The organism is Rhodococcoides sp. S146-33 (genome assembly GCF_059489205.1).
In genome coordinates this window covers 807,108-832,842 of record NZ_JCAJWY010000001.1, presented here as the reverse complement: position 1 = coordinate 832,842, position 25,735 = coordinate 807,108, and the positions used below count along the sequence as shown (strand labels likewise).

The 25,735-nt window shown below is 64.5% G+C and carries 27 protein-coding genes; 11 read left to right on the top strand and 16 right to left on the bottom strand.

Going from position 1 to position 25,735, the window contains the following annotated elements:
- Position 1: 1 nt before the first annotated feature.
- Genes AC5WEY_RS04050 through AC5WEY_RS04035 form a run of 4 tightly spaced genes read left to right on the top strand, consistent with a single transcriptional unit; the run spans position 2 to position 3,331 of the window.
- Entirely contained in the window at positions 2-1,282 is a 1,281-nt protein-coding gene (locus AC5WEY_RS04050) for an ABC transporter substrate-binding protein (RefSeq protein WP_428693280.1), read from the top strand.
- 14 nt (positions 1,283-1,296) lie between these two features.
- A complete protein-coding gene (locus tag AC5WEY_RS04045; protein ID WP_179276039.1) occupies positions 1,297-2,343 on the top strand; it encodes a carbohydrate ABC transporter permease in 1,047 nt (348 codons plus the stop codon).
- The gene (locus AC5WEY_RS04040; RefSeq protein ID WP_428693278.1) at positions 2,340-3,161 is read left to right on the top strand and encodes a carbohydrate ABC transporter permease; all 822 of its coding nucleotides are present in this window, start codon (positions 2,340-2,342) and stop codon (positions 3,159-3,161) included. The genes AC5WEY_RS04045 and AC5WEY_RS04040 overlap by 4 nt, the downstream gene beginning before the upstream one ends.
- A complete protein-coding gene (locus AC5WEY_RS04035) occupies positions 3,158-3,331 on the top strand; it encodes a hypothetical protein (protein ID WP_200936616.1) in 174 nt (57 codons plus the stop codon). The genes AC5WEY_RS04040 and AC5WEY_RS04035 overlap by 4 nt, the downstream gene beginning before the upstream one ends.
- Positions 3,332-3,350: 19 nt before the next feature.
- Here AC5WEY_RS04035 and AC5WEY_RS04030 read toward each other — a convergent pair whose 3' ends face one another.
- From AC5WEY_RS04030 to AC5WEY_RS04020, 3 genes are all read right to left on the bottom strand, one after another.
- Positions 3,351-3,719: a DUF5313 family protein gene (locus tag AC5WEY_RS04030; RefSeq protein ID WP_057478484.1), complete on the bottom strand. Its 369-nt coding sequence runs from the start codon at positions 3,717-3,719 to the stop codon at positions 3,351-3,353.
- An 87-nt stretch (positions 3,720-3,806) separates the two neighbouring features.
- Complete coding sequence (locus AC5WEY_RS04025) at positions 3,807-4,688, bottom strand: LysR family transcriptional regulator (protein ID WP_057478331.1); 882 nt, start codon at positions 4,686-4,688, stop codon at positions 3,807-3,809.
- Entirely contained in the window at positions 4,679-5,098 is a 420-nt protein-coding gene (locus tag AC5WEY_RS04020; protein WP_495644782.1) for an MmcQ/YjbR family DNA-binding protein, read from the bottom strand. The genes AC5WEY_RS04025 and AC5WEY_RS04020 overlap by 10 nt, the downstream gene beginning before the upstream one ends.
- A gap of 108 nt (positions 5,099-5,206) precedes the next feature.
- Here AC5WEY_RS04020 and AC5WEY_RS04015 point away from each other — a divergent pair, with 108 nt between their 5' ends.
- Positions 5,207-5,557: a nuclear transport factor 2 family protein gene (locus tag AC5WEY_RS04015; RefSeq protein WP_057478329.1), complete on the top strand. Its 351-nt coding sequence runs from the start codon at positions 5,207-5,209 to the stop codon at positions 5,555-5,557.
- A gap of 104 nt (positions 5,558-5,661) precedes the next feature.
- Here the strand turns inward: AC5WEY_RS04015 and AC5WEY_RS04010 are convergent, their stop codons facing one another.
- Positions 5,662-6,744, bottom strand: a complete 1,083-nt coding sequence (locus AC5WEY_RS04010; RefSeq protein WP_495644781.1) for an inositol-3-phosphate synthase — start codon at positions 6,742-6,744, stop codon at positions 5,662-5,664.
- Positions 6,737-7,327, bottom strand: coding sequence for a PadR family transcriptional regulator (locus AC5WEY_RS04005; RefSeq protein ID WP_057478327.1), 591 nt, complete (start codon positions 7,325-7,327; stop codon positions 6,737-6,739). Before AC5WEY_RS04005 ends, AC5WEY_RS04010 begins: the two co-directional genes overlap by 8 nt.
- 201 nt (positions 7,328-7,528) lie before the next feature.
- Between AC5WEY_RS04005 and AC5WEY_RS04000 the strand changes: the two genes are divergently transcribed.
- Positions 7,529-7,936, top strand: coding sequence for a hypothetical protein (locus AC5WEY_RS04000; protein WP_495644780.1), 408 nt, complete (start codon positions 7,529-7,531; stop codon positions 7,934-7,936).
- Between the two features lie 34 nt (positions 7,937-7,970).
- Here AC5WEY_RS04000 and AC5WEY_RS03995 read toward each other — a convergent pair whose 3' ends face one another.
- Positions 7,971-8,501 carry a GNAT family N-acetyltransferase gene (locus tag AC5WEY_RS03995; RefSeq protein ID WP_495644779.1) on the bottom strand — a complete coding sequence of 177 codons (531 nt, stop codon included), beginning with the start codon at positions 8,499-8,501 and terminating at the stop codon, positions 7,971-7,973.
- Positions 8,502-8,650: 149 nt separating this feature from the next.
- Between AC5WEY_RS03995 and AC5WEY_RS03990 the strand changes: the two genes are divergently transcribed.
- The 3 genes from AC5WEY_RS03990 (at position 8,651) to AC5WEY_RS03980 (ending at position 13,446) form a co-directional block, all read left to right on the top strand.
- On the top strand, positions 8,651-9,082 hold the full coding sequence (locus tag AC5WEY_RS03990; protein WP_170944655.1) for a DUF5318 domain-containing protein: 432 nt from the start codon (positions 8,651-8,653) through the stop codon (positions 9,080-9,082).
- Between the two features lie 315 nt (positions 9,083-9,397).
- Positions 9,398-11,881 (top strand): transglycosylase domain-containing protein, encoded by a 2,484-nt coding sequence (locus tag AC5WEY_RS03985; RefSeq protein ID WP_495645522.1) that lies wholly within the window; start codon positions 9,398-9,400, stop codon positions 11,879-11,881.
- A 113-nt stretch (positions 11,882-11,994) separates the two neighbouring features.
- Entirely contained in the window at positions 11,995-13,446 is a 1,452-nt protein-coding gene (locus tag AC5WEY_RS03980; protein WP_495645521.1) for a glycosyltransferase family 87 protein, read from the top strand.
- Here AC5WEY_RS03980 and AC5WEY_RS03975 read toward each other — a convergent pair.
- From AC5WEY_RS03975 to AC5WEY_RS03935, 9 genes are all read right to left on the bottom strand, one after another.
- Complete coding sequence (locus AC5WEY_RS03975) at positions 13,421-14,662, bottom strand: TerD family protein (RefSeq protein ID WP_495644778.1); 1,242 nt, start codon at positions 14,660-14,662, stop codon at positions 13,421-13,423. The two genes, AC5WEY_RS03980 and AC5WEY_RS03975, sit on opposite strands and share 26 nt — an antisense overlap.
- Positions 14,663-14,746: 84 nt before the next feature.
- Positions 14,747-14,974, bottom strand: a complete 228-nt coding sequence (locus AC5WEY_RS03970) for a helix-turn-helix domain-containing protein (protein ID WP_495644777.1) — start codon at positions 14,972-14,974, stop codon at positions 14,747-14,749.
- Positions 14,974-15,573 (bottom strand): hypothetical protein, encoded by a 600-nt coding sequence (locus AC5WEY_RS03965; protein ID WP_495644776.1) that lies wholly within the window; start codon positions 15,571-15,573, stop codon positions 14,974-14,976. Before AC5WEY_RS03965 ends, AC5WEY_RS03970 begins: the two co-directional genes overlap by 1 nt.
- Positions 15,574-15,657: 84 nt before the next feature.
- Positions 15,658-16,389, bottom strand: a complete 732-nt coding sequence (locus AC5WEY_RS03960) for an ESX secretion-associated protein EspG (RefSeq protein WP_495644775.1) — start codon at positions 16,387-16,389, stop codon at positions 15,658-15,660.
- A gap of 17 nt (positions 16,390-16,406) precedes the next feature.
- Positions 16,407-17,786, bottom strand: a complete 1,380-nt coding sequence (locus tag AC5WEY_RS03955; protein ID WP_495644774.1) for a PPE domain-containing protein — start codon at positions 17,784-17,786, stop codon at positions 16,407-16,409.
- A gap of 39 nt (positions 17,787-17,825) precedes the next feature.
- Positions 17,826-18,629, bottom strand: a complete 804-nt coding sequence (locus AC5WEY_RS03950) for an HAD family hydrolase (protein ID WP_495644773.1) — start codon at positions 18,627-18,629, stop codon at positions 17,826-17,828.
- Positions 18,626-20,959, bottom strand: coding sequence for a phosphoribosyltransferase (locus AC5WEY_RS03945; RefSeq protein ID WP_495644772.1), 2,334 nt, complete (start codon positions 20,957-20,959; stop codon positions 18,626-18,628). The genes AC5WEY_RS03950 and AC5WEY_RS03945 overlap by 4 nt, the downstream gene beginning before the upstream one ends.
- Positions 20,956-22,104, bottom strand: coding sequence for an HpcH/HpaI aldolase/citrate lyase family protein (locus tag AC5WEY_RS03940; RefSeq protein WP_057478319.1), 1,149 nt, complete (start codon positions 22,102-22,104; stop codon positions 20,956-20,958). Before AC5WEY_RS03940 ends, AC5WEY_RS03945 begins: the two co-directional genes overlap by 4 nt.
- A 23-nt stretch (positions 22,105-22,127) precedes the next feature.
- Positions 22,128-23,213, bottom strand: coding sequence for a hypothetical protein (locus tag AC5WEY_RS03935; RefSeq protein ID WP_495645520.1), 1,086 nt, complete (start codon positions 23,211-23,213; stop codon positions 22,128-22,130).
- Positions 23,214-23,433: 220 nt separating this feature from the next.
- On the opposite strand from AC5WEY_RS03935, the gene AC5WEY_RS03930 reads away from it, so the two are divergent.
- Positions 23,434-24,009, top strand: coding sequence for a TerD family protein (locus tag AC5WEY_RS03930; protein WP_057478477.1), 576 nt, complete (start codon positions 23,434-23,436; stop codon positions 24,007-24,009).
- Between the two features lie 91 nt (positions 24,010-24,100).
- The gene (locus AC5WEY_RS03925) at positions 24,101-25,198 is read left to right on the top strand and encodes a DUF475 domain-containing protein (protein ID WP_495644771.1); all 1,098 of its coding nucleotides are present in this window, start codon (positions 24,101-24,103) and stop codon (positions 25,196-25,198) included.
- Between the two features lie 30 nt (positions 25,199-25,228).
- Here AC5WEY_RS03925 and AC5WEY_RS03920 read toward each other — a convergent pair whose 3' ends face one another.
- Positions 25,229-25,594, bottom strand: coding sequence for a helix-turn-helix transcriptional regulator (locus AC5WEY_RS03920; protein ID WP_495644770.1), 366 nt, complete (start codon positions 25,592-25,594; stop codon positions 25,229-25,231).
- Positions 25,595-25,735 lie beyond the last annotated feature (141 nt).

Sequence of the window (25,735 nt, the reverse complement as noted above, 5' to 3'; positions counted from 1 at the left end):
CATGGCGTCTTTGATCACGAAGGTGGCAGTGGTTGCGACAGCAGCCACGCTGCTGACGCTCACCGGATGTTCGAGCGACAGCGGTTCGAGCGGCGATTCGGGTGCTGCATCCGAAAATGCCGATGGCCGTGGACCTATCACCTATGTAGAGGGCCAGGACACCACCGAGACCGGTGTCGTCCAGCAGATCGTCTCGGCGTGGAACTCCAGCCATCCCGACGAGCAGGTCACCTTCAAGGAACAGTCCGCCGACGCCGATCAGGCCCACGACGACTTCGTTCAGCAGCTCCAGGCACAGCAGAGCGACTACGACGTCATGGCACTCGACGTCGTCTGGACCGCCGAGTTCGCGGCCAAGGGTTGGCTCGTCCCGCTCGAGGGCGAATTCGCTCTCGACAACGCAGGCGTTCTGCCCGCGACCGTCGCGAGTGCGACCTACAACGGCACGCAGTACGCGGCACCGAAGAACACCAATGGCGGACTGCTCTACTACCGCAGTGACCTGCTCCCCGAGCCGCCCACCACCTGGGCCGAGCTCACCGAGGATTGCCAGGTCGCCCGGGACAACAACATCGATTGCTACGCCGGGCAATTCGCCCCCTACGAGGGTCTGACGGCCAACGCGTCGGAGATCATCAACGCACACGGCGGATCGATCGTTGCCGAGGACGGCAAGACCCCCACGGTCAACAGCCCGGAGGCCAAGGCCGGACTGCAGACTCTGGTCACCGCGTTCGAGACCGGCGTCATCCCGGCCCAGGACACCACGTTCAAGGAGTCCGACAGCCAGCAGGCGTTCCAGGACGGAAAGACACTGTTCCTGCGCAACTGGCCGTACGTCTACGGCACCGCCGCAGAAGAAGGTTCGGCTGTGGTCGGCAAGTACGCGGTCGCGCCGCTTCCCGGAGTCACCGGAGTGGGCACCTCGACGCTCGGCGGCTACAACGCTGCGATCAGCGCGTACTCCGAGAACAAGGCCACTGCGGCCGACTTCCTGCGATTCATGCAGGGAGAGCAGGCACAGCGCATCATCGCCGAGGGCGCTTTGCCGCCCGTGCTCTCGTCGCTGTACGACGATCCCGCACTGATCGCCGCGATGCCGTACCTTCCCGCATTGAAGGAATCCATCGAGAACGCTGTTCCGCGTCCCGTCACCCCGTTCTACCCGGCCGTCTCGAAGGCCGTGCAGGACAACGTCTCTGCCGCCATCAAGGGTGAGAAGAGCGTCGACCAGGCGATCACGGACATGCAGGCCGGTATCGAAACCGCCGGCGCCAACTGATTTCGGGAGAACCAATGGCTGTACCTGCTGGTGTGACCAGTGGGGCCGCCGCAACCACCGCGGCCGGGGGTTCGTCCCCCGGCCGCGGTCGGCATGTGCGGTCCAAGAACAAGCGGTTCGGCCTGACGCAGGGTCGGGCCTGGCTGTTGATCGCACCGACGATGGTCATCCTCGCGATCGTCATCGTCTACCCGGTGATCCGAGCCCTGGTGATGTCCTTCTCGAAGGATCCCGGTCTCGATCCGGCTACCGGGATGTTCGTCACCGGCGGTTCTGCCGGCTTCGACAACTACACGCATTGGATTCTGCAGCAGTGCACCTCGGCGTCGGGCACGTTGGTGCCCTGCCCGCCGGGAACTCTCGGGTCCCAGTTCTGGGGCGCGGTCGGCAACACGGCGTTCTTCACGGTCGTGACGGTGTCCATCGAGGTCGTGATCGGCTTCGGAATGGCCGTCATCATGGGCAAGACCTTCGCCGGACGCGCACTGCTGCGCGCAGCGATTCTGATTCCCTGGGCAATCCCCACCGCCGTGACGGCCAAACTCTGGTACTTCATCTTTGCGTACGACGGTATCGCCAATCGCATTCTGGGAACGAACATTCTGTGGACCGGCGACGCGTGGCCCGCTCGTTTCGCGGTCATCATCGCCGACGTGTGGAAGACGACGCCGTTCATGGCGCTGCTGATTCTGGCCGGATTGCAGATGATTCCCGCCGACGTCTACGAGGCGGCTCGCGTCGATGGAGCATCGGCGTGGCAGCGGTTCACCAAGATCACACTGCCGTTGGTCAAGCCTGCGTTGATGGTGGCAATTCTGTTCCGCACCATGGACGCGCTGCGCATGTACGACTTGCCCGCCATCCTCACCGAGGGCAACCCCGCCACGCGAACCATCTCGATCCTGGTGGTCGAGCAGATCCGGCAGGGATTCAACAGCGCTGCGTCGTTGTCGACCATCTCGTTCATTTTCATATTCGTCGTGGCGTTCATCCTGGTGAAGTTTCTCGGTGCCAATGCCGTTGCTACTCAGGACAATCAGCGTAAGGGGCCCGGCCGATGAAGCAGGCTCGCATCTACCTCGGTGTCGTCGTCATTCTCGTCTGGGGACTGGCACCGTTCTATTGGATGGTCGTCACGGCATTCCGCGACCCTCGCTACACCTTCGATACGACGCCATGGCCGACCCATGTCACGTGGCAGAACTTCGAGAACGCACTGTCGACGGCGAACGGCAACAATTTCCTGCGTGCCGTGGGCAACAGTCTGATCGTCGGCGGCGCGACCACGCTGATCGCATTGGTCATCGGTATCTTCACGGCATACGCGCTCTCGCGCATCGACTTTCGCTTCAAGTACGTGGTGACGGGCATCATCCTGGGTGCGTCGATGTTCCCCGTCGTCGCATTGGTGACCCCGCTGTTCCAGTTCTTCACAAACATCGGGTGGATCGGCAGTTACCAGGCGATGGTGATCCCGAACATCTCGTTCGTGCTTCCGTTGACGATCTACACCTTGGCCGCGTTCTTCGCCGAATTACCCTGGGAACTCGAAGAAGCCGCGCGGATCGACGGTGCCGGACGTTTCCAGGCATTCCGCCTGGTGATGCTCCCACTTGCCGCACCTGCCCTGTTCACCACCGCGATCCTCGCGTTCATCGCAGCAGTGAACGAGTACTTGCTGGCCAGTCAGCTCTCGAGCGACAAGACCGAGCCGGTGACCGTAGCCATCGCGCGGTTCACCGGCAACGATCCACTCGTGGTGCCGTATGCCGCGATCATGGCCGCGGGCACCATCGTGGCTATTCCGCTGGTGATCATGGTGCTGCTGTTCCAGCGCCGCATCATCTCCGGACTGACGGCGGGCGGCGTCAAGTCGTGACGGCGCAGGACCACCTGCAGTTGTTGGCAGGCATTCTCGGGTTCTTCGCGCTGGTGGCACTCGGGTTCGCCGTAGCCGGGATCATCGGTGGTGATCCCGGCGTGCTGCCGTCCGTAGCGTTGCTCGGTCTGCTTGCCGCACTGTGGTTCGTGATCAAGAGAATTCGCTGATCCGCAGCGGACGGCCTCGTCAGGGATGCCTGTAGTTGGCCTCGTAGGTCTCGCGGTCGCGCTCTGCGCGGGGCATCGTGCGAGGAATCGATGCAGCATCGATTCCGTGTTGCCCGAGCCGGAACGCTCGATACACCAGATGCAGCCCGGAGGCGAAGTAGAGGACCGGGATGAAGATGAGCAGCATCATCAGGACTGCGATCCAGTTCGGTCCCGGAAACAGTAGGAACAACAGGAGCGCAGGGATCAGCGGCAGCAGGAACCGAGCCAGGTACCGAGCGGTGGATCTGGGTCCGGTCAGTTCCTGCAGGACCCAGTCCTGCAGGTCCGGCGGGAGGACGCCTCCGAGGTCGTAGCGCAGACGCTGACGAAAGGTGGGTGTCTTCATGTCCTGACGGTAGGTCCGCACCTGCCGTGGGCGCTGGGGCACGAGGTCCCGATCGGCGCGCCGAACGACTCTTGTTTCGAATGTCGATCAGGGTGAACCGAAGGCACTCTTGGCCAGCGACAGCAGTTTCGCGGACGCGGCGCTCGGGTTCGGAGTCCAGACGAGCGCCAGAAGTGCCGACGTGGTCGAGTCCGTCAGTTCCACAGCGGTCAGGCGATCTCGGTAGGTCTCGATCATCGATGCGCTGAGGATTGCGACGCCGAGACCGCGAGCAGCGAGATCGGCGACTGCGTCGGGAGCGCTGGCCTGCAACATGATCGACGGTGACAGTCCTACACCGGCGCAGTCCCTGTCGAATACGGCCCGGATTCCGGTTCCGTGTGGAAGGGCGATGATCGGGTGCGCGCACACCTGCGCCAAGGTCGCGTTCTCGTGGGCCGCCAGCGGATGCTCAGGCGGAACGGCCGCGACGATCCGTTCGTCGATCACCACCGTCGATTCGAGCCCGTCGGGGCTCCGCGCGGCGATACCCACGAGCGCGAGATCGAGATCTCCGGCGCGAACGGAAGCTACCAGGCGGTCCGAATTATCCTCGCGCAGAGCAAGTTCGACGCCGGGGTGAGCCGCGTGGAAGCGTGCCAACGCGTCGAACAGGGGTGGAACGGTGCAGGCGGTGACCATACCTATGCTCAGTGAGCCGCGCAGTAGGCCTGCCACATCGTCGACGGACTGTTTGACGGATCCTGCTGCGGCCAGTGTGGCGCGAGCCTGCGTCAAAGCTGCCTGGCCGGCCGTCGTCAATGTGGCTGTGCCACCGGATCTGTCGATCAGCTCGGCACCGAGTTCTTTTTCGAGTGCTCGTATCTGAGCGCTGACACCGGATTGGCTGATGTGCACTCGGGCGGCGGCGCGGGTGAAGTTCGCTTCCTCTGCGACAGCTACGAAGTATTCGAGTTGTCTCAGTTCCATTGCTGAACTCCAAGATCAGGACCTTCGCCGGCGTCGAGCCTCGCAACAGAGCGCTTCGGTGCGGTGATGCGATAACTGCAGTCGATCAGTTCGGCGGCCTCGGCCCAGACATCGCTGTCGGGATCGGACAGGTCGAATCCGACCCAGCCTGCGGGTCCGAGGTATGCGGGATGGAAGTAGCGCGGTTCGAGTTCGCAGGCTCGCTGCTCTTCGGCGCTCTCGCATTTGACCAGGATCGACAGGTCGAACTGGTCGCCGCCCTTCACACCACCGCCGAAGTAAACGAATACCGAGGTTGTGCGAAAGGTCGGTCTGCCATGCGAGATCTTCTCGGTCACGTCGGGGTACGCGAATGCCAGAGCGCGGACGCGTTCGAGGACAGGATGCTTCGAGGTGGGATCGATGGCCACGCGAGAACGATAGCGCGTGTTGTCTAGCTGCGGCTATGAGTAAAAGTTCTCACGATGATCAGAACCAACTGTTGGACTTCTGACTCGGTCGGTTCGAGACTCGAGGTCATGACGCAGACACCCGCAGAAATCGCAGCGACCTATTTCGAGGCCTGGAAGGCGAAGGACTTCGACACCCTGGTGTCGATCCTGGATGACGACGCGACTTTCCGGGGGCCACTCGGCACAGCGGCCAGCGGTGCCGAATGTGTGGCTGGCTTGAAGGGAATGTCGCAGATCGTGACCGACATCGACATCGCGCACGTCTTCGTGGACGGTCCGAACGTACTGACGTGGTTCGACTTGCACACCTCGATCGCACCACCGGCCGCCACCGCCAACTGGCAGCGAATCGAGAACGGGAAGATCACGGAAATCACGGTGACCTTCGATCCGCGCGACATCATCGCCGCGGGATAAGCGAACGCCCGCCGGCACTCGATGTGACATTTGGTGGCCCTTTCGGGGGTCAATGTCACATCTAGTGGACCGGCGGGCGGTGTTCGCGATGGTGCCGCAGAGATTTACGCGTCGATGATGAACGCTTCGAGCTGCTCACGAGCGACGTCGTCGGCCAGCTGCTTCGGCGGGCTCTTCATCAGGTATGCGGACGCCGGGATGACGGGTCCACCGATGCCGCGGTCCTTGGCGATCTTGGCGGCGCGGACTGCGTCGATGATGACGCCGGCGGAGTTGGGCGAGTCCCAGACCTCGAGCTTGTACTCGAGGTTGAGGGGAACGTCACCGAAGGCACGGCCTTCGAGGCGGACGTAGGCCCACTTGCGGTCGTCGAGCCAGCCGACGTGGTCCGACGGTCCGATGTGGACGTCCTTGGCGTTGAACTCCTTCTGGAGGTTCGACGTCACGGCCTGGGTCTTGGAGATCTTCTTCGACTCGAGGCGGGTGCGCTCGAGCATGTTGAGGAAGTCCATGTTGCCACCGACGTTGAGCTGCATGGTGCGGTCGAGCTGGACGCCGCGGTCCTCGAACAGCTTCGCCATGACGCGGTGGGTGATGGTGGCACCGACCTGGCTCTTGATGTCGTCGCCGACGATGGGGACGCCTGCGTCCTCGAACTTCTTGGCCCAGACGGGGTCGGAGGCGATGAAGACGGGCAGTGCGTTGACGAAGGCGACGCCTGCGTCGATGGATGCCTGTGCGTAGAACTTGTCGGCTTCTTCGGATCCGACGGGCAGGTAGGACACGAGCACGTCCACCTTGGCGTCACGAAGAGCCTGGGCGACGTCGACTGCTTCGCCGTCGGCCTCGGTGATGGTCTCGCGGTAGTACTTGCCGAGGCCGTCGAGGGTCGGTCCGCGCAGGACGTGGACGTCCTTCGGGGGCACGTCGGCGATCTTGATGGTGTTGTTCTCGCTGGAGAAGATCGCGTCGGAGAGGTCGAAGCCGACCTTCTTGGCGTCCACGTCGAACGCGGCCACGAACTCGACGTCGCGGACGTGGTACTTGCCGAACATGACGTGCATGAGGCCGGGGACAGTGGCGTTCTCGTCTGCGTCCTTGTAGTACTCGACACCCTGGACCAGGGATGAGGCGCAGTTGCCCACACCCACAATGGCCACGCGGATTGCGTTGTTGTTCTCACCCATGGTCGGGTTCTCCTTCTGTCTTGACTGTCCGGTTCGGTGCTGTGTGGGACGGTGCTGGGTTGGGGCCGGCCTGCTCGGCTGCGATGACTTCGTTGAGCCAGCGCACCTCGCGTTCACTCGATTCGAGACCGAGTTGATGGAGCTGCCGGGTGTAGCGGTCGAGTGTTCCGTTCGCCTTGGCCACAGCGTCGCGGAGTCCTTCGCGGCGCTCCTCGACCTGGCGTCGTCTGCCTTCGAGGATGCGGACTCGAGCTTCTGCTGGGGTTCGACTGAAGAAGGCAAGATGTACGCCGAATCCGTCGTCGGTGTAGTTCTGCGGTCCGGTGTCGGCCACCAGTTCGGCAAATCGTTCCTTGCCGAGTGGGGTGAGCACGTACACCCGCTTTGCCCGTCTTTTCACGAGCAATTCGGGACCGGCGTCCTCGGCGATGAGGCCGTCGGTTTGTAGTCGACGGAGCGCCGGGTACAGCGATCCGTACGAAAACGCTCGAAAAGCTCCGAGTAGGCCGGTGAGCCGTTTGCGGAGCTCGTAGCCGTGCATGGGTGATTCGAGAAGCAAACCGAGAATTGCGAGCTCGAGCATGCAACTCCCCTTTCTCGAATACAACGACACAACACGGCGATGCGATTGACTGCACTATCGAATAATGTATCGCGCCGATACATTGAAAGACAAGGCGGTGCCGAGTATCGGGACGCGATCCCCGCGCAGACGGTGGACTCCACCGCCCGCGTGACGACATCGATAGAGGCCACACGAGTCGACGAACGTATCCTGCGACTCATGACCCCGGTCGACGCGCTCTCCGCCGCTGCCGCCCTGCATCTGGGCTTTCAGCTGGTGGTGACCGTCGTTGTCTACCCGGCGTTGGCGGAGGTGCCGGACGACGACTGGCCGCGTGCCCACGATGCCCACGCGCGGCGGATCACCCTCGTCGTCGGACCGGTCTATGGGTTACTTGCTGCTGCGTGTCTGTGGGTGTTGGTGTCCGGTTCAACCCACCCTTTTGTCCTCATCAGCGTTGCCGGCGCGGTAATTTCCGCGCTCGCCACTGCATTCGGGGCCGCTCCCGTTCATGGCAATCTAGGGCGGACGGGACGCACGTTGCACTTGATGGGTCGGCTGCGATCAGCTGACCGCATACGTCTCGGTGGTGCAGTGTTGTGTGCCGTCTTCGCTCTGTTGGCGTGATCGAACTCGGGCAAACATGAGTCGGATGAGCGGTTCACCGAACCGGTGCCACCATGAGCACCGCGTCCACTCGGTACTCGCCCCACTGTTGCGCAGCCGTCCCGATTCGGTGCCAGCCTCGCCTGTCGTAGAAGCCGAGGGCGGCGCTACTCGGATCGACCAGCAATACAGGTACCCGGCCCAGGTCCCGTGCCGCATTCACTGCATGAGTGAGCAACGTCGTTCCGCTGCCCGGTACGACGCCGTCGGTGACCAGGCGTGAGACGACAGCGAGTCGATCGGCCGCGACACCCGTTGCTCGCTGCCACTGCTCGCTCGCGTCGTCCGTACCGGGATCCTGTCCGGGTGTTGCCGTCGGATGCAGCGCGACATGTCCGACGACGGCGTCGTGATACTCCGCTACCCAGGCTTCGAGTTCGTCCGGTGCGGCAAGCCAGTCTGCTCGTACCACTGCTGCGCGCACGGGATAGCGATGCGTCGAGTGCGAACGTTGCAGGATGGGGAGGAGGGCGCTCAGGTCGTCGTCCCGTCGGGGTCGCACGCGGATTCCCGATGTGGCGAACATGTGAACGAGTGTAGGGACCGGACGAACCTGTTCGCCGCCGATCGAGACCCACACGCAGCGAACGCGTTACGGCCGAAAGGGGCCCCCTTCGCCGCCGAGGCGGGGGTTCGCACGTCCCCATCTCGGAGGGCGCACGTACTCTGGTCCTCGTGCGACTTCAGCGACAGGTGGTGGACTACGCCCTTCAGCGTCGGTCGCTGCTGGCCGAGGTCTACTCCGGTAGGACGGGTGTAGCAGCGGTCTGCGACGCGGATCCGTACCTGCTCCGCGCCGCCAAGTTCCACGGACGCGGGAGCGATGTGGTGTGCCCCATCTGCCGCAAAGAGCAGCTCACCTTGGTGTCCTGGGTTTTCGGTGAGAAGCTCGGTGCGCTGTCCGGGTCGGCGCGAACGGCCGACGAACTCGTCCGGCTCGCTGCGACCCAGGAGGAATTCTCGGTCCACGTGGTCGAGGTGTGCCGCTCCTGCAGTTGGAACCACCTCGTCCAGTCCTACGTCCTCGGGGCCGTCCCCGCGCCCAAGCAACCCCGTCGTCCGCGATCGGGTTCCCGCCAACCTAACCGTCGCACCGCGAGTGAGTGACACAATCGCTCGGCTGATGCCTTTTCGCGAGAAGTCGACGCGGCCGCCGAAATTACTGGAGATTTGTACGTGAGTTCCCCCTACGACAACAACCCGGGTAACAACGAACCTGGCCGTAGCGACTCCGGACGGCGTCCCGACGTGCCAGGGCCGCCGCGCGGCAGCAGGCATTCCGATCCGCCCGGACGTCGTCCCGTGCCTCCGCCCGGGCAGCGTCCGATGTCTGCGCCCGGTCAGCGTCCGATGCCGCCGCAGGGTCGGCCTCCGATGCCTCCGCCCGGGCAGCGACCCGGACCTCCTCCGGGGCAGCGTCCGATGCCGCCGCAGGGTCGGCCTCCGATGCCGCCACCCGGTCAGCGACCCGGACCTCCTCCGGGGCAGCGTCCGATGCCACCGCAGGGCAGGCCACCCATGCCACCTCCCGGGCAGCGCCCAGGAACTGCATCCGGTCAGCGTCCTATGCCTCCGCAGGGTCGGCCCCCCGGTGAACGCCGCTATGGGGAGCCGCCGGTCACGCCCGCTGCGCGCTCCGCAGTAGGGCCGGGATCCGTTGCGACCGGGATCACCCGATCGGGATCCGTCCCACCCCCGTACGAACCGAACGATCCATCAGCTAGCTCCTCGGGCAACGAACCGCCCGAGCCGCCCGAAAGAGGTTCCGCCGCGAAAACGAAGAAGAAATCCAAGTGGCGGGTTGTTCGGCGCACGATGTACGCGTTGATCGCCTTGGGCCTGATCGTGCCGATTCTGGCGTTCATGGTGGCGTACACGCTGGTGGACGTGCCTCGCCCCGGTGACCTCAGAACCAACCAGGTCGCCACGATTTTTGCGTCCGACGGTGCGAGCGTGATCGGCAAGGTGGTGCCCCCCGAGGGCAACCGGACCGACGTGACGATCGACCAGATCCCGGAGCATGTGCGTAATGCCGTGCTCTCGGCCGAGGACCGCGACTTCTACTCCAACCCCGGATTCTCGGTCACCGGATTCGGCCGGGCTCTGCGCGACAACGTGCTCGGACGCGACAGCGCAGGTGGCGGCTCCACGATCACCCAGCAGTACGTGAAGAACGCGCTGGTCGGTAACGATCGGACGCTGACTCGCAAGATGCGTGAGCTCGTCATCTCCTCCAAGATGGCGCGGCAGTGGTCCAAGGACGACATTCTCGCGGCCTATCTGAACACCATCTACTTCGGTCGTGGCGCGTACGGCATCGCAGCCGCGTCCACGGCGTATTTCGGTAAGTCCGTCGATCAACTGTCGGTCGAGGAAGGTGCTGTGCTGGCGGCAGTCATCCAGCAGCCCTCCAACCTCGATCCCGAGGTCAACCCGACGGGAGCGCAAGCTCGGTGGGATTACGTCCTCGACGGCATGGTCTCGCAGGGCCAGCTCGACTCCACCCAGCGAGCCGCGATGATGTTCCCGGCGGTGGTTCCGACCTCCCAGGTGGACACCGGTGACGCCGACGACGCTGGTCCCAACGGTCTGATCAAGGCCCAAGTACTGCGCGAGTTGTCTGCTGCTGGAGTCAGCGAGCAGGACCTCAACACCGAGGGTTTGCAGATCACGACGACGATCGATCCGAAGGCGCAGGCAGCTGCGATCGAGGCCGTGAACAGCAACCTCGAAGGCGAGCCGTCGGAACTGCGAACGGCGTCGGTATCGGTCGATCCGCGCAGTGGTGCGGTCCGGTCGTACTACGGCGGCGCGGACGGGCGCGGATTCGACTTCGCGCAGTCGGGCCTGCAGACGGGATCGTCGTTCAAGGTGTTCGGTCTGGCCGCCGCGCTGGATCAGGGCATCCCGCTCTCGAAGATGTACGACAGCTCTCCGCTGGACGTCAACGGCATCGAGATCAGCAACGTCGAGGGTGCCTCCTGTGGAACGTGCACCATCGCCGAGGCGCTGAAACGATCATTGAACACCAGCTTTTATCGCATGATGCTCGGGATGGACAACGGCCCGCAGGCCATCGCAGACATGGCGCACAAGCTCGGCATCCCGCAGGAGATCGACGGCGTCGGACCCACCCTGACCGAGCCCGACAACGCGGGTCCCAACTACGGAGTTGTGCTCGGCCAGTACCAGTCTCGCGTCCTCGACATGGCCTCCGCCTACGCGACATTGGCTGCGTCCGGCGTCTATCACACCCCGCACTTCGTGCAGAAGGTCGTCACCGCCGACGGCACCGTGCTTCTCGACCGCGCTCCCGAAGCCGGCCAGCAGGTCGTCTCGGCCGCGGTCGCGGACAACGTGACCTCGGCGATGCGACCGATCGCCGGGTACTCGAACGGTCACAACCTCGCCGGTGGTCGTCAGTCGGCAGCGAAGACCGGTACCGCTCAGCTGGGCGACACCGGGCAGAACAAGGACGCCTGGATGGTCGGCTACACGCCATCGTTGTCGACGGCCGTGTGGGTCGGCACCGAGCAGGGTCTGCCGCTCGAGAACAGCTACGGCGGACCGATCTACGGATCGGGCATACCGTCGGACATCTGGAAAGACACGATGGACGGCACGTTGGAGGGCACCTCGAACGAGACCTTCCCGACGCCCGAAGCCATTGCCGGTCAGGCCGGAGTGCCGCAGTACTCCGCGCCCGCACCGACGGCCACGGTCGCACCGACGACTGCTCCGCCGCAGGTGACCCTGCCGATTCCGACGGAGATCTCCCCGCCCGTCGTCATCACGCCACGGCAGGTTGAAATTCTGCCCGGAGTGACGATTCCGCTTCCCGGGTTGGCACCGGCTCAGCCGGCACCGGAACCGGCAGCGCCCGAACCGGCGACTCCCGGGCAGTAGCGACTCCACCGGTGACGACCGAACCCGACCGCAAGGGTCGAGCATTGGCGAGCCCGGGTCGCCTCGACTCGGCGAGCGAGAAAGACCGAGATCTACCCAGTCGGACCGATCCGATGGCCGGGGAATTGTCCTCGGTCATCGGCGGTCCGGTCGGACGTCACGCGGTGATCGGACGGCAACGGTGGTTCACCGCACTGCGGGTGATCCTGCTGTTGGCGGTGATCTTCCTGTGCTTCGGTTGGTTCGCGAAGGCGGCGTGCATTCAGCAGGCTCCGGTCGGTCCCAACGGTGAACTGGGACTGGATTGGAGTGGCAGCCGGCAGTACGTGGCCATGTGCTATTCGGACACCGTGCCGCTGTACGGTGCTGAGCGACTCGACCAAGGCGCGTTCCCGTACAAGAAGTCCTGGGAAGAAACCAAGGCCGACGGCTCGACCCAGGTTCGATACATGGAGTACCCGGTGCTCGCGGGGCTGTACCAGTACGGCTCGATGGTCGTCGGGAAGATGTGGAACTCGCTGAGTTTCCTTCCCCAGGCCCTGCCCGTCGTCGTGTATTTCAACGTGGTTGCCCTGGGTCTTGCCGTCGCCTGGCTCGTCACCGTGTGGGCCACGGCAATAGCTGCCGGACGCCGGATCTGGGACGCGGCCCTGGTCGCCGCGTCGCCGCTGGTGATCGTCCACGGCTTCACCAATTTCGATGCTCTGGCCGCGGCTTTCGCGCTCACCGGTCTGTTGGCATGGGCCAAGAAGAGGCCGGTTCTCGCCGGTGTGCTGATCGGACTCGGCGGTGCCACCAAGCTCTATCCCCTGCTGTTCCTCGGTCCGCTGCTGGTGCTGTGCTGGCGGACCGGCCGGATGCGGGAGTGGGGCCTGACCGCGAGCGCTGCCATCGGAGCCTGGCTGGCCGTGAATCTTCCTCTGGCGCTGCTGTATCCGTCGGGGTGGTACGAGTTCTTCCGGCTCAACTCCGAACGCGGAGCCGACCCCGATTCCCTGTACAACGTGGTCACCTCGTTCACCGGCTGGCCCGGCTTCGACGGTCCGCTCTACGCAGGTGCCAAGCCCCTGATCCTCAATGCCGTGACGCTGGTGTTGTTCGCCATCGTGTGTGCGGTCATCGCTTACATCGGCACGACGGCCCCGGTGCGGCCGCGGCTCGCGCAGTTGATATTCCTGGTGGTCGCCGGCTTCCTGCTCACCAACAAGGTATGGAGCCCGCAGTATTCGCTGTGGCTGGTTCCACTGGCCGTGCTTGCGTTACCGCATCGCCGAATACTGTTGGCGTGGATGACGATCGACGCGTTCGTCTGGTTCCCGCGGATGTACTACTACTTGGGCGTGGAGAACAAGGGCGTGCCCGAGCAATGGTTCACTGCAGCCGTCGTGGTGCGCGATATCGCGGTGATCGGGTTGTGCGCGTTGATCATTCGGCAGATCTACCGGCCGTCCGAAGACCTCATTCGAAACGGCAGCGCCGTCGACCCGCTCGGTGGCGTTCTCGACGGCGCTGCAGATCGGACGACTACTGCCCGCCCGGTCACATATAGCGGCCCAGCTGCTTGACGGCTTCACCGGCGTGCTTGGCCGCGATGCCGTCGCCGATGGCTTGTAGTTTCCATTCACTGCCCTGGCGATACACCTTCGCCATCACCAGGCCGGTGAACGGCATGCCGCCCTGCAGGGTGAAGCGGGCGAGTTCGGTGTTGGTGGTGTTGTCCACGAGGCGGCAGAAGGCGTTCGCCACCTGCTCGAACGTCTGCCCACGGTACGAGGTGACCGTGAAGATGATGCCGGTGACGTGCTGGGGCACCCGCGTCAGGTCGACGACGATGACCTCGTCGTCCCCCTCGCCCTCACCGGTGAGGTTGTCGCCCTGGTGCACGATCGAGCCGTCCTTGGCCTTGAGCTGGCCGTAGTAGACGACGTCGTTGACGTTGCGATCCGCAAGCATGAGCGCCGACGCGTCCAGGTCGATGTTCGCGGCGCGGCCTCCGCCGCCGAAGAGGCCACCCTTCTTGGGAGTGGTCACCGGGTCCCAGCCCAGTCCCATGCGAATGACCGTCAGGGCCACGCCGCCGTCCTTGCGGAGAGTGACCTTCTGGCCCTTGGTGAGACTGACGGGCTTGGACTTGGTGAGGCTGACTTCCGGAGCCTCGGTGCGAGCCGGTGCGGCAGGAGGTGTCGGCGGTGCAGCGGGAGGAGGTGGGGTGGCGGGAGCGGGAGGAGGTGTCGGCGCTGGAGGAGGTGTCGGCGCGGGAGCCGGGGCGTCGTCCACGGACACACCGTGATCGGTCACCAACGCGGCGAATCCACCGGCGTAACCCTGCCCGACGGCCCGAACCTTCCAGCTGCCCTGGCGACGGTAGATTTCGAGTGCGATCACGATGGATTCCGAGCTCAACCCGTCGATGGTGTACTCGTACAACACATTTCCGGCGGTGTCGCTGACCCGTGCGATGGGGGCGGTGGAACGACCGAAGTTGCTCGACGCGTCGTCGAGGGTGATGACCGCGCGAATCTGCTCGATGTCGGTGGGAACGGCGGCGAGCGACACTGCCAGCCGAGCCGGACCGCCCTGACCGGGCTCGAGGCGTACGCCAGGGCCGGTGGGCTGGTTGAAGAACACGAAGTCGGCGTCCGTCCGTACCTTCCCGGCGTCGGTGACGAGCAGGGCGGACAGGTCCGCGGGTACGGCCAGTGCGATCGAGACGACGACGTCACCGACGGTGAGGGGCCCGTTCTGACCCTTGGACAACGGTTGACCGGCCGGAGCAGACAATGTGATGGACTCTCTCTCGAAGTGCTGGTTACCGTCATCCAATGTACTTGTTCGATTTGTCCGACTGGTGTGGCTGAGCGGACGTCAGATCTGGCGCAAGGTGAACAGGTCGCCCGGGGTGCAGCCGAGGACGCGGCACACCGCGGTGAGCGTCGAGAATCGAATGGCCTTGGCGCGGTCGTTCTTGAGCACCGAGAGATTCACGACGCTGACCCCGGCGAGACGCGAGAGTTCGGCAAGCGTCATGCCGCGGGCGTCGAGAATCTCGCCCAGATGGCAGACGACCAGATGATCGACGAACTCCTCCGTCATCAGACCAGACCATCGGCGTCGCGAGCGAGCTTGGAGCCTTGCCGAAGGACTGCGTAGACGAATTGCAGTACAAGTGCCACGATCACAGCCAGCCAGAATGCGCCCGTACTGCGTGCAGTATCGGTGACCTCGGTCGTCTCGAGCGCGCCCTGGATCGCGTTGGTACTCATCACTCGAAGGCCTCCGGTGATCATCGGATACAACACCAAGCAGACCGCGACCACGACCAGGTCCATGCTGGCACTGGTGCTGAACGGGGTTTCCTTGATGACATTGTCGAAGAAGCGGTACGCGAAGAAGACTCCAACGAGAACGATGACCCCACCGGCCGCGATCTCGCCGTACCTCATGAAGTCGATCATCCCGATGAGCCTCTGGACATCGCTCTTGGCCACGCTGAGCTCGATGACGTTTCCTGACTGCAACTGGCCGCCGAACAGGTCGAGAGCCGGCACGCTTTCCCGCGGCGTGACGGTGGCGCTGACGTAGTCCGACGTGTGGTACCTCCACAGCCTCCACCCCGACCACACCACCGCTATTGCCGCATACAGCGCCATCGCCCATTTGTTGGCTCGTGCCGAACCCAGTCCGTATGCCATCCCGCACCTCCATATCGATAGTCGATAACAACGAATATCGATAACCTATCGCTTATCGATAGGGTGTCAAGGGGGTGGCCGGCATTACCGTCGCAGCGCGACCGCCATGTGGTGACCGATCTCCGACGCCACGCCGGCGGTATCGGCCGGCAGAATGTCGATGGAGTCTTCGGAGTAGACGATGTATCGACCGTCCCGCTCGAAGTCCATCCAGAAGAACGCGACCGCGTCGGTGTCGCGTCGGTTGTCGTAGGTTCTACCGCGCGCGACGATGACCTCTCCGACCGAGGACCGGGGGCGGTGGAAGAACGTCCGGAACTGCTCGTCCGCGGTGGCCCCTCGGGTCGCGGTGGACAGATGCCGTCCTCCCGATGCCGTTGTGGCACTGGGCCGTTCGAGTCGCATGGCCGGTCGCCGGCCCGCCGCATCGGCCGGCATGGAGCCGAGAACTCGGGCAGGTGCCTGCGCAGGGCTGGTCAACGAGATCGTGACGGCACCGCCGGAGGTGCTATCGGGTCCCGGCTGCTGGGTGAGCACGGCAGCAACGTCGTGGCGCACCGCGGCGTGGGCACGGATGGTTCCGTAGCGGGGATCGTTTGTGTCGCCGCGGCATTCGATGCGAACCATCGGATCGACGAGGGTGCGAACAGCTGCGCCGAGGTTGTCGTCCATCAGAGCATCGATCCGCGCCGATGCCTCGCGGCGCAGAAGTCGGTATCGGTCCGCGGTGTCGACGTCGACGGTGACCGCCAGGGGGTAGGGCAGCCGGTCTCGTCCGAATCGACTGCAGAGCATCATGAAATCGATGCCGCTCATCGTCCAGCTCGTCATCCTCAGCCGCCGAGTACCGGTGGTGCGACCAGGGGTAGATCACCGATCAGCTCACTGCCGTTGCTGACGTCCACCAGGTAGCCGGGAGTCGCATGGTCGGTGTTGTTGTCGCCGGCTCCCCTCGCGCCTCCCGCCCCCATGCCGCCCATCCCCGGTGTGCCGTGTGCCCCTGCCCGGCCCGACGCTGCTGCGCCGGCCGGTCCGCCACCCGCTCCACTACTGCCTGCCCCGCCGCCGATCGGTGAGCCGAGTACGGAGCCGCCATAACCGGAGCCGCCGCCGAATCCCGAGCCGGAACCGCCACCCGCGCCGCCGTAGCCAGAACCGCTGCCGTAACCGGTGTAACCCGAGCCGCCGTAGCCGCTGCCGGAACCAACGCTCCCCCCGGAACCTGCGCCGATGCCAGAACCTGCGCCGCCGGAAGGTCCGGGACCGGACGCCGATGCGGCACGCGTCTCACCGGTGCTGTCGGCAGGCGGCAGCCATCCCGCGTCCCCGGATCGGGGCTGTTCTGGTCCCGTCCCCGGTTGGCCGGTATCGGCAGGGTTCGTGCTGTCGGGCTGTGTCCGAGCTGCAGCCGGGCCAGCTGCAGCCGTAGATCCCGCACCGACACCAGAGGCGGATCCGCCGCCGTTCCCGCCTTGTCCCCAGCCGCCGGACGAAATGCCACCGCCACCCCCACCATCGGCGACGGGGTTGTGTGCCGCCGGCAGCACCGGAACCTGGGCGTCGGATTGCAGGACCCCCGGCACGTAGACCGCACGCATGACCTGGCGTGCCTGCTCTTCTTGCTCGTCGTGCAGCCGAGCTATTTCCTTGATGGAATCGGCGAACGGCAGTCCGCTCGGAAACGACGACTCGAGCATGCTTGCGCCGACGCCGATGTCGACGATCGGCGGCACGGCAGCCCTGGTCTGGATGAATCCTGCGTGTGCCTCCAGCAGTTTGTTGCTGATCATTGTCATGGCGGTGGACAGCGCGGTGGCCGAGGACGTGTAGTCGCCGATTCCGCCCCGCACGGCGGCGGAGGTGGGCCCTGACCAGCCGGAATTCATCGCGCTTTCGATCCCGGTCCGGAAGCCGTCGGATCCTTCGGTTGCTGCGGCGGCCAGGTCGTTCCAGTTCTGCGACGACGTCGATATCGACTCCGCCGCCAGAGTGTTGACCTTCTGCACGATCTCCGCGTGCTTCATCACCTCGAAAGGCTCGGTGACCACAACCTCGTTCGGTTCGTACTCGCCCTCGTACCCGTACGAACCGTTCTTCTTCGAGAACGTGTTCTCGATCAGCGAATTGACGGCCTCAGGACCGAAGCCGGCTCCAGGCCCATGATCGATGATGGCCTGCACCTGCTGTTGGAGTTCTGCATACGGATCCGCCATACCCACCCCTTGCCCTACGTCTGTCCCCCCGACGACCAGTTAGACGCGTCGCACGGCCGTTCGGTTCCGTAGCCACTCGAGAATTTCCTCGCTGGCCCGGACGCCGGAAGAATCGGTGACCGTCAACCCGGGGCGGGTGAAACCGAGCAGCTCCAGTTCGCCGTGTCGCGGACGGATAGCGGCGTCGGCAGCGATGAGCATCTCGGCGTCGAGTGCGCCGTCACCTGCGGCGAGGACTCGGGAATCGGCGTCGAGGGTGCCGTCCTGGATCAGCCTGGAACGAACCTCGGCCACCGCGGAGCTCTTGCACACCGCGTTGGGCATCGTGTAGATCTTGCGCCCCTGCTGCGAGACGTTCCAGTCCCGTGCGGCGCACCACTGCGACCATTCTGCGACGAAGTCCTCCGGTACGGCCGTCGTGTCCACGACGAGATAGCAGAACAGGCCGTCGGCCTCGCGGTACTTGAGTACCCACTCGTCGGACACCCGCGATCTCAACTCGGCCCCGATGCCCGCCAGATCCAGATCGAACCCGTTGCGCCAGTGCATGTCCGGTTCACCGTCGACGAGAATGTTGCCGCCATTGCTGGTGATGGCGTACCGCCACGGGGCTCCTGGGAGCGCGATCCTGCGGAACTGCTCGATGGTACGTGTTGTGGTCGGCACGACCACGACACTCTCGCTCATGTCGCGCAGCAGAGAGATCGAACGAGCAGACATGTACGACAAAGGGTTTCCCTCGTACACCTCCACGCACTCGAACGTGTCGTCCAGCGGGACCCCGAGCGCACCCTCGGAGAAGATCATCGTGCGGTCGAGATCCACCGCGACGAGAGCGCTCACGACGCCTCCCCGCTCGATACGTTCTTGATCAGTCCCATGCACGAATAGGCGAGGTCGGGAACCACGTCCACCGGGACTCCCCTGGCCGCGGCCAGCATCCTGATGTGTTCGTGCTCCGGCGCATCGGCGTCTCGCACCAGCACTCGCCACGGAACGCGGCGCAGCAACACTCTCGTCGTTTCTCCGACGCCGGGTTTGACGAAGTTGACGTGCGAGATGCCGTACTCCTCGCGGACCTTCTCCACCGATGCCCAGCCGGACCACGTGGGGGTTCGGTCGGAGCCCAGCACCGCTGCCACCGAGGCGTCGACCTCGTCCCGGACGTCGTCGAAACGTGCCGCGACGGTGTCGAGCAAATGGCGTGACACGTCGTCGGGTGCGAGGTCGGCGTAATACTTCGCGCCGTGGAAGTCGCCTGGTCCAATCAGGCTGTCGTTGAGCACGGTCCGTGAAACCAGACCCGACACAGTCGAATTCAAGCAGGCCGAGGCGATCAGGAAGTCGTCTCGGGTGCCGTAGGTGCGAGCGCAGTTGCCCGGATCGGCGAGCACGGCCAAATCGTCGTCGAACTCGACTCCCGGGAATTCCCGCAGCGCAGCGGTGAGTTCGCGGGCGATCGCACCCTTGCCCGTCCAACCGTCCACGAACACCACCGAGCATGAGTCGTGATGGTCGGCAAGGTACCGCAGGGCCACGCTGTCGATGCCTCGATCACGCACGATCGAGACGGCGTAGTGCGGAATTTCGATACCGTGAGCAGCAAATGCCCAGCGGCGCATCAGGATTCCGACGGGTGTGCCCGCGCGCGCGAGTGATGCGAGGACGATGTCGTGTCCGCGCTCGGCCAGGACGACCTCGGTGACGGTACCGACCGCGACGGCCAGCCGTGACGCACTCTCCTGCAACACCTTCTCGAACAGTTCACGGTAGGCGAGGTCCGGCTGGTATTCGACGGGAAGCGACTCGGCGTAGTGCGCCGTGCCGGCCTGAATCGCCTTCTCGCGCTCGTCGACTTCGGCTTCCAACGAGACCGACGAGAGGTCCTTGAGTAGCCAGGTGACTTCTTCTGCTGCGTACGAACCGAATTCGGGTCCACGAAGCGGTCGTGCCCGCCTGGAGACCTCGAGCGCGATCGGGTCGGCACCTGTGAGGACGACGAGCAGGACGTCGGCACCCGACGCGGCGAGAGTGTCGGCCGCGGACGCCAGGGCATCGGTGTCTGCGGGGGCGTCGGCAACCAGGATCAACGTCGCGTCGTCCGGTGCGGAGGCGTTGTAGAGGTAACGCAGAGCCGATTCGTCCTCGGGGGCGGTGAACTCGAAGCCGCGTCGCAGCGGGTAGCCGGGCACGTCCGCCACGTATGCAGGCGATCGGGTGGTGGTCTGGAACAGCGCGGGGTGTCCCAGTTTCTGTAGTGTGGCTGCCAGCCGGAGGGGCAGGTACATCAGCTCCTCGTGGCCGATCACCACCACCGACGTCGAGTCGGCCAGTGCAGCATCGACGGTCTCGGCAACGGCATCGATCGCGATGTCGAAACCGGCCGCGTCGGAGCGCAGGAAGCCGTGCCGCCCGCCGTCGGGTAGCGTCGCCGGCCACTGAGCGTCGATCCGTCGCACCGAACCGGGCAGAGCAGCAACGGGATTGAACTGCGGGTCGGGGAGGGCGAGTACCGTCTCCACCAATCCGGGGGCGAGATCCACCGATCCTTGTGCGAGGCTGACGTTGTCGATTCGGACGCCGAGCTCGGTGGCAACTGCCTCGGCAGCAGTGAGATGCTCGGCGGTGCGCATGTCGACCAGGGATGCGATGACGTAGTGCCTGCGGCCGGCCGAGGAATGAATCTGCCGCAACGCGTCCAGTGCCGTCGCTCCGGTCGAGATCTCGTCGTCCACCAGGATCAACGGCAGATCGCCGTCGAGAAGATCGGACGATGTCGGCATCAGCAGGTGATCGGTGGCGTGCGAATGCCCCTCCTCGAACTCGCCGTGCACGGTCATCCCGGGAACGGTGCGCCGAGTCGAATGCAGGTAGCAGTGTGCACCCAGGGCAGTGGCGACGGTGTGTCCCAATCCCGTTGCAGTCTCGGCAAATCCGAGCACATCGACGTCCGATCCGTCCACTGCAGCGGCGACGAGGGCAGCCAGTTCCTCTCCGGCCGAGACGACGACGTCGGGATCGACGGGGATGTGCTTGCCGAGCACGGTCGAGACCAGCAAGTGGGCACGCCGGGGGTTGCGCCGCAGGCCGGGTCGAACCAACTGCGTGGCAGCCCAGGACGACGACGAGCCGGTATCGGTCAAGGTGATGCCGTCGGCTGGATTGTGGTTCATCGCTGCGCCAGCGCGGTCAGTAGGTCCACGAACGTAATTCCTTCGTTGGTGACTCCGAATGCCTTGGCGCGCAGTACCGTCTGGCTAGCCCAATTGCGGTGTGGGCCCAGCTCGTTCATCTTGTTCCGGTAGCCCGACGCCTGCACGCCACCCTGGTCGGAAGAGAGGATGTCGAGTGCATCGTGATACTCCTCGTGCGTCACCGCGGACAACGCGTGAACGGCGGGGACGTGCGAGGGATGAATGACGGTCTTGCCTTGGATTCCGTTGGCCCGGTCGAGAGCAACCTCGCGCAGGAGGGCGTCGAGGTCACTGCTCACCAGCTGCTGGCGGAAGCGGACGGCGTCCTGGTCGACGAAGGGCGTCTGCCGTAGCAACGGACGGAACATGCGTTCGTGGTCTGCGAAGTACTCCCACACCGGGCCGGTGATGACGTATCCGGACCCATCGTGGCGGCCCAGATGGTTGACGATCGCACTGATGACGTCGGCGACGACGCGGACGTCGTAGATCGTCAGGTCGCGGTCGCGTCGGATGCCGAAGGTGCCGCACATGTCGGTGGCTCCGATGCGCACCGCCAGCACCGTGTCGCGGTAGGTCCCGAGCAGCTCGCGGATGGCAACGAGTTCCACGTCCCGAGTCTCGCGGTGTACTACCTCCGGCGATTCGAGGACGGGCATCGCGAACAGGCGGGTGCCATGTGACTGCGACGCCGCAACGATCTCGTCGAGGAACGCGGCTCCGCGCGCCGCAGTGAACTTCGGTACGACGAATCCGGCGAGCCCGCCCGCTCCCCGGTCGAGTCCGGCGCAGATGGTTCGGATGTGCTCGGGGGTTCGCGCCCGGACGAACACGAGTGAACTCGTACCCGAGAGTTCGTTCAGAGTTCGGATGGCGTTTGCCAACGCCTCTTCCAGATCATGATCTGCGACAGCGTCTTCGAGATCGATGACGATGGACCGCACGCCCTCGTCGGTGCGTTTGTTCACCGTCGCGGTGAGGTCTGGGCGTGTTGCCGGAATGTACAGCGTGGCTCCGAGAGCTGTTGCCACGACGTCGTTTCCGTCGCTCGTCTCGATGTCTTCCGGTTGCCGGAAGAACACTCGTGCACGGGTGTCTGCGTCGAGATGGCGAAAGTGTTGCACCGCTGTCCTTCGTGTGAATGTGATCAGTGCGAGCCGCGCATGCGCTCGATCACGCCTGCGATGAAGTCCGAAATGGTATCCAGATCCTGCAGATATGACCAGTAGTCGGGATGGGTACCCGTCAGCGCCGTGCTCGCCCTGTCGATCCGGGCGAGCTGAGCATCCAACACCGAGCCCCATTCGGCAACCAGGCCACGATTGACCGCGAGTTGTTGAGCGTCACGAAGTTTGAACCGCACTTTGTTCTCGGTCTCTTTCGGATTGGCCTTCACCGCGCGCAGTAGGCGAACTCGGTCGGTCACCGCGTCGACCAGATGTTCGGCATCGCTCAGGTGTTGGCGCGCCTGGGTCACCAGATCCAACGATTGTTCGGGGTTCCCGGCGTCGAGCGCCGAACGCGCTGCCCGCAGATCCTCGTCCGCCTGCTCGATGTGTCGCGCACTCGACCGTTCGTTACGAGAGAGATCCGCCGAGCTCTTGGCGTTGAACTCGCGAAGCAAGCTGGAGAAGGCCGGGGCGATGCCTTCGGATCGAGTTCGGACGGCTTCGATTCGGGTGCGAACCGAGGACAGAGCAGTTCTGGCCTCCTGAAGTCGTCCGGGGGCCGATTCGACCGCCGCGCGTAGAGCTGCGGCTCGCTCGCGCACCTGGGCGGCATGCTCGCGTGCGCGTAACGGATCGCGCTGATCGCTCTGCAGTTGCGTTGTCGCCGAATCGAGTTCGCGCCACGCCATCCGTAGTGACGGGTACCCGGCGTACTGCTCGTCGACGGTGGCTCGGGCGGCATCGGCCTCGTTCAGTGCGTCCTGAACCAGGCGCGGTGTGGCCGCGAATTGGGCGGAGGCCTGCTCGAGGGAGCTGCGGTGAGCGTCGTAGAACCTGTCGACGGCCACGCTGGCATCGTGCAGCAGTCGGGTCGCATCGTCGAAGGCCGATCTGGCGGCAGCCGTGGTGATTCCGTCGAATTGGTCGGTTGCGGCGAGGTAGACGGCACCGGCGTCGAAGCACTGCTTCTCGGTGTCGGCCCATCGAGCTGCGAGTCTGTCGTCGGGGCGCAAGGCGGTGGAGGCCTCGACGCCTGCGGACGCGATGGACTGACGCTTGTCCATATCGAGGAAGGCGGCGACGGCGTTGTCCTGGGATCGGCGCGCGGAGGCGTCGGATTCGGCTCCTCTACGGAACACCCCAGGCCAGCGACTTGTCACCTGCTCGATAGTACTGACGGGAACCCTGGCGATGTCGCACTCGTTGGCGGAGTACGTCCAAGAACCGGACATTCCCACTACGGTTGTACCCGTAACGGGAAACCATTTGCGAAAGGACCTCTCCATGGGCGTCAGCCTCAGCAAGGGTGGCAATGTCTCGCTCACCAAAGCAGCTCCGAACCTCACCGCAGTCGTGGTCGGACTCGGGTGGGACATCCGCACGACGACCGGTACCGACTTCGATCTCGATGCCAGCGCTATCGCGCTGAACTCGACGAAGAAGGCACTCAGCGACGGACACTTCGTGTTCTTCAATAACTTGAAGTCTCCCGACGGCTCCATCGAACACACCGGTGACAACACCACGGGTGAGGGCGACGGAGACGACGAGCAGATCAAGGTCGACCTCGCCGCTGTGCCGCCGGAGATCGAGACCATCACCTTCCCCGTGTCGATCTACGATGCGGACGCACGCTCGCAGTCGTTCGGTCAGGTGCGCAACGCGTTCATCCGCGTCATCAACCAGGCCGACAACACCGAGCTCGCTCGCTACGACCTCAGCGAGGATGCGTCCACCGAGACCGCCATGGTCTTCGGTGAGCTGTACCGCAACGGCGCGGAGTGGAAGTTCCGTGCAGTCGGTCAGGGCTACGCATCCGGCCTCGCCGGCATCGCCCGTGACTTCGGAGTAAACGTCTAGTCAAGACTCTCCCAAGATTGGGGATACCCCCGCTTCATCGTTCATGATGGGCGGGGGTTTTTCCGTATTTGTCTCGAGAAAGGCCACACCTGTGGTTGTGAAGATCTTCGGATGGTCGATCGCGGTCACCATCGTCTCCGTCATTGTGGCCTTCCTCTACGGCGGGATCGAGGCGATGATCCTCGTCCTCATCCTCGGCGTGCTCGAAGTGTCCCTGTCCTTCGACAACGCCGTCATCAACGCCACCGTGCTGCGACGGATGAGCGAGTTTTGGCAGAAGATCTTCCTCACCATCGGCATCGTCATCGCCGTGTTCGGTATGCGGCTGCTGTTCCCGCTCGTGATCGTCTGGGCTGCGTCGGGCCTCGGTCCGGTCGCCGCCATCGACCTGGCGCTCAACCCGCCCGCCGACGGTGCCGCGACCTTCCCCGACGGGTCGCCCAGCTACGAGACGCTCCTCACCGACGCGCACCCGCAGATCGCAGCGTTCGGCGGGATGTTCCTGCTGATGCTCTTCCTCGGCTTCATCTTCGAGGATCGCGAGATCACCTGGTTGAGCTGGTTGGAGAAGCCCCTGGCCCGAATCGGTCGCCTCGATCAGCTCTCCGTCGTCGTCGCAGGCCTGCTGCTTGTCCTGAGCGCTGAATTCCTCGCCGAGGACGACAAGATCTCCACGGTCATGGTCTCCGGCGTGCTCGGCATGATCACGTACATCGCGGTGAACGGTCTCGGCGAGCTGTTCCACGTCGAAGAAGAAGGCGAAGAGTCGTCGGGCGGACCCAGCGAACTGGCGAAGGCCACAGGCAAGGCCGGTTTCTTCCTGTTCCTCTACCTCGAGGTGCTCGACGCGTCCTTCTCGTTCGACGGCGTCATCGGTGCCTTCGCGATCACCGCGGACCCCATCATCATCGCGCTCGGACTCGGCTTCATCGGTGCAATGTTCGTCCGCTCGATCACAGTGTTCCTGGTACGCAAGGGAACGTTGTCGGATTACGTCTACCTCGAGCACGGCGCGCACTGGGCGATCGGTGCCCTGGCGATCATTCTGTTGGTCTCGATCGGTGTTCACATCAACGAGCTGATCACCGGCTTCGTCGGCATCCTGTTCATCGGAGCGGCTCTGCTGAGCAGCATCCGACGCAACAAGCGCCTCGAAAAGGAAGGCGTGGACACCGCGGTCAGCGTCTGATCTGCGGGTCCGCGGTTCGACTACAGCGGATCACAGCTCCGCGATGTCCACCAGTCCGTCCTGGAGGGCCCGTGCCACCAGGCCGGCCTTGGTCGGGGCGGGCCTCCCTACCGAGGTGTACTTGGCCCGAATGCGGGTGAGGTGGGTGTTGACGGTGCCGAGCGACAGGAACAGCGCTTTCGCAACCTCGGTCTTCGAGTCGTGTCGAATCCAGCAGAGCAGCACCTCGATCTCGCGACCGGTGAGGTCGGGCCGCGGCGGGAACGGGCTCGCAGGCACTGGGCCGGGGTGTACCTGGAGAGCGGGCGGAACCAGGCTGATCGGCCCACGCGAAAGGCGTGCCGCCGGGATGGACGAATCGCTCGCAGAGGGCAAAGGTTCGAGCAGTGCAGACATCAAATCTCCCGGACGCCGTAGTGGGTTGAGACCAACTAAACCAACGAGAACGATTCTCACAGGTAAAGCGCAGGTTTTCTGCCCTGATTTCCAGGGGCATTGAACCGTCAACTGTTGCGTCAGCGTGTCACGTCGGTACGA

What these genes read in the sequence shown, in the direction of transcription:
- AC5WEY_RS04050 (WP_428693280.1), top strand. Translation starts at nt 2, where the DNA reads ATGGCGTCTTTGATCACGAAGGTGGCAGTGGTTGCGACAGCAGCCACG.
- AC5WEY_RS04045 (WP_179276039.1), top strand. Translation starts at nt 1,297, where the DNA reads ATGGCTGTACCTGCTGGTGTGACCAGTGGGGCCGCCGCAACCACCGCG.
- AC5WEY_RS04040 (WP_428693278.1), top strand. Translation starts at nt 2,340, where the DNA reads ATGAAGCAGGCTCGCATCTACCTCGGTGTCGTCGTCATTCTCGTCTGG.
- AC5WEY_RS04030 (WP_057478484.1), bottom strand. Translation starts at nt 3,719, where the DNA reads ATGAAGACACCCACCTTTCGTCAGCGTCTGCGCTACGACCTCGGAGGC.
- AC5WEY_RS04025 (WP_057478331.1), bottom strand. Translation starts at nt 4,688, where the DNA reads ATGGAACTGAGACAACTCGAATACTTCGTAGCTGTCGCAGAGGAAGCG.
- AC5WEY_RS04015 (WP_057478329.1), top strand. Translation starts at nt 5,207, where the DNA reads ATGACGCAGACACCCGCAGAAATCGCAGCGACCTATTTCGAGGCCTGG.
- AC5WEY_RS04010 (WP_495644781.1), bottom strand. Translation starts at nt 6,744, where the DNA reads ATGGGTGAGAACAACAACGCAATCCGCGTGGCCATTGTGGGTGTGGGC.
- AC5WEY_RS04005 (WP_057478327.1), bottom strand. Translation starts at nt 7,327, where the DNA reads ATGCTCGAGCTCGCAATTCTCGGTTTGCTTCTCGAATCACCCATGCAC.
- AC5WEY_RS04000 (WP_495644780.1), top strand. Translation starts at nt 7,529, where the DNA reads ATGACCCCGGTCGACGCGCTCTCCGCCGCTGCCGCCCTGCATCTGGGC.
- AC5WEY_RS03995 (WP_495644779.1), bottom strand. Translation starts at nt 8,501, where the DNA reads ATGTTCGCCACATCGGGAATCCGCGTGCGACCCCGACGGGACGACGAC.
- AC5WEY_RS03985 (WP_495645522.1), top strand. Translation starts at nt 9,398, where the DNA reads ATGCCGCCGCAGGGTCGGCCTCCGATGCCGCCACCCGGTCAGCGACCC.
- AC5WEY_RS03980 (WP_495645521.1), top strand. Translation starts at nt 11,995, where the DNA reads ATGGCCGGGGAATTGTCCTCGGTCATCGGCGGTCCGGTCGGACGTCAC.
- AC5WEY_RS03970 (WP_495644777.1), bottom strand. Translation starts at nt 14,974, where the DNA reads ATGACGGAGGAGTTCGTCGATCATCTGGTCGTCTGCCATCTGGGCGAG.
- AC5WEY_RS03965 (WP_495644776.1), bottom strand. Translation starts at nt 15,573, where the DNA reads ATGGCATACGGACTGGGTTCGGCACGAGCCAACAAATGGGCGATGGCG.
- AC5WEY_RS03960 (WP_495644775.1), bottom strand. Translation starts at nt 16,389, where the DNA reads ATGAGCGGCATCGATTTCATGATGCTCTGCAGTCGATTCGGACGAGAC.
- AC5WEY_RS03955 (WP_495644774.1), bottom strand. Translation starts at nt 17,786, where the DNA reads ATGGCGGATCCGTATGCAGAACTCCAACAGCAGGTGCAGGCCATCATC.
- AC5WEY_RS03945 (WP_495644772.1), bottom strand. Translation starts at nt 20,959, where the DNA reads ATGAACCACAATCCAGCCGACGGCATCACCTTGACCGATACCGGCTCG.
- AC5WEY_RS03935 (WP_495645520.1), bottom strand. Translation starts at nt 23,213, where the DNA reads ATGGACAAGCGTCAGTCCATCGCGTCCGCAGGCGTCGAGGCCTCCACC.
- AC5WEY_RS03930 (WP_057478477.1), top strand. Translation starts at nt 23,434, where the DNA reads ATGGGCGTCAGCCTCAGCAAGGGTGGCAATGTCTCGCTCACCAAAGCA.
- AC5WEY_RS03920 (WP_495644770.1), bottom strand. Translation starts at nt 25,594, where the DNA reads ATGTCTGCACTGCTCGAACCTTTGCCCTCTGCGAGCGATTCGTCCATC.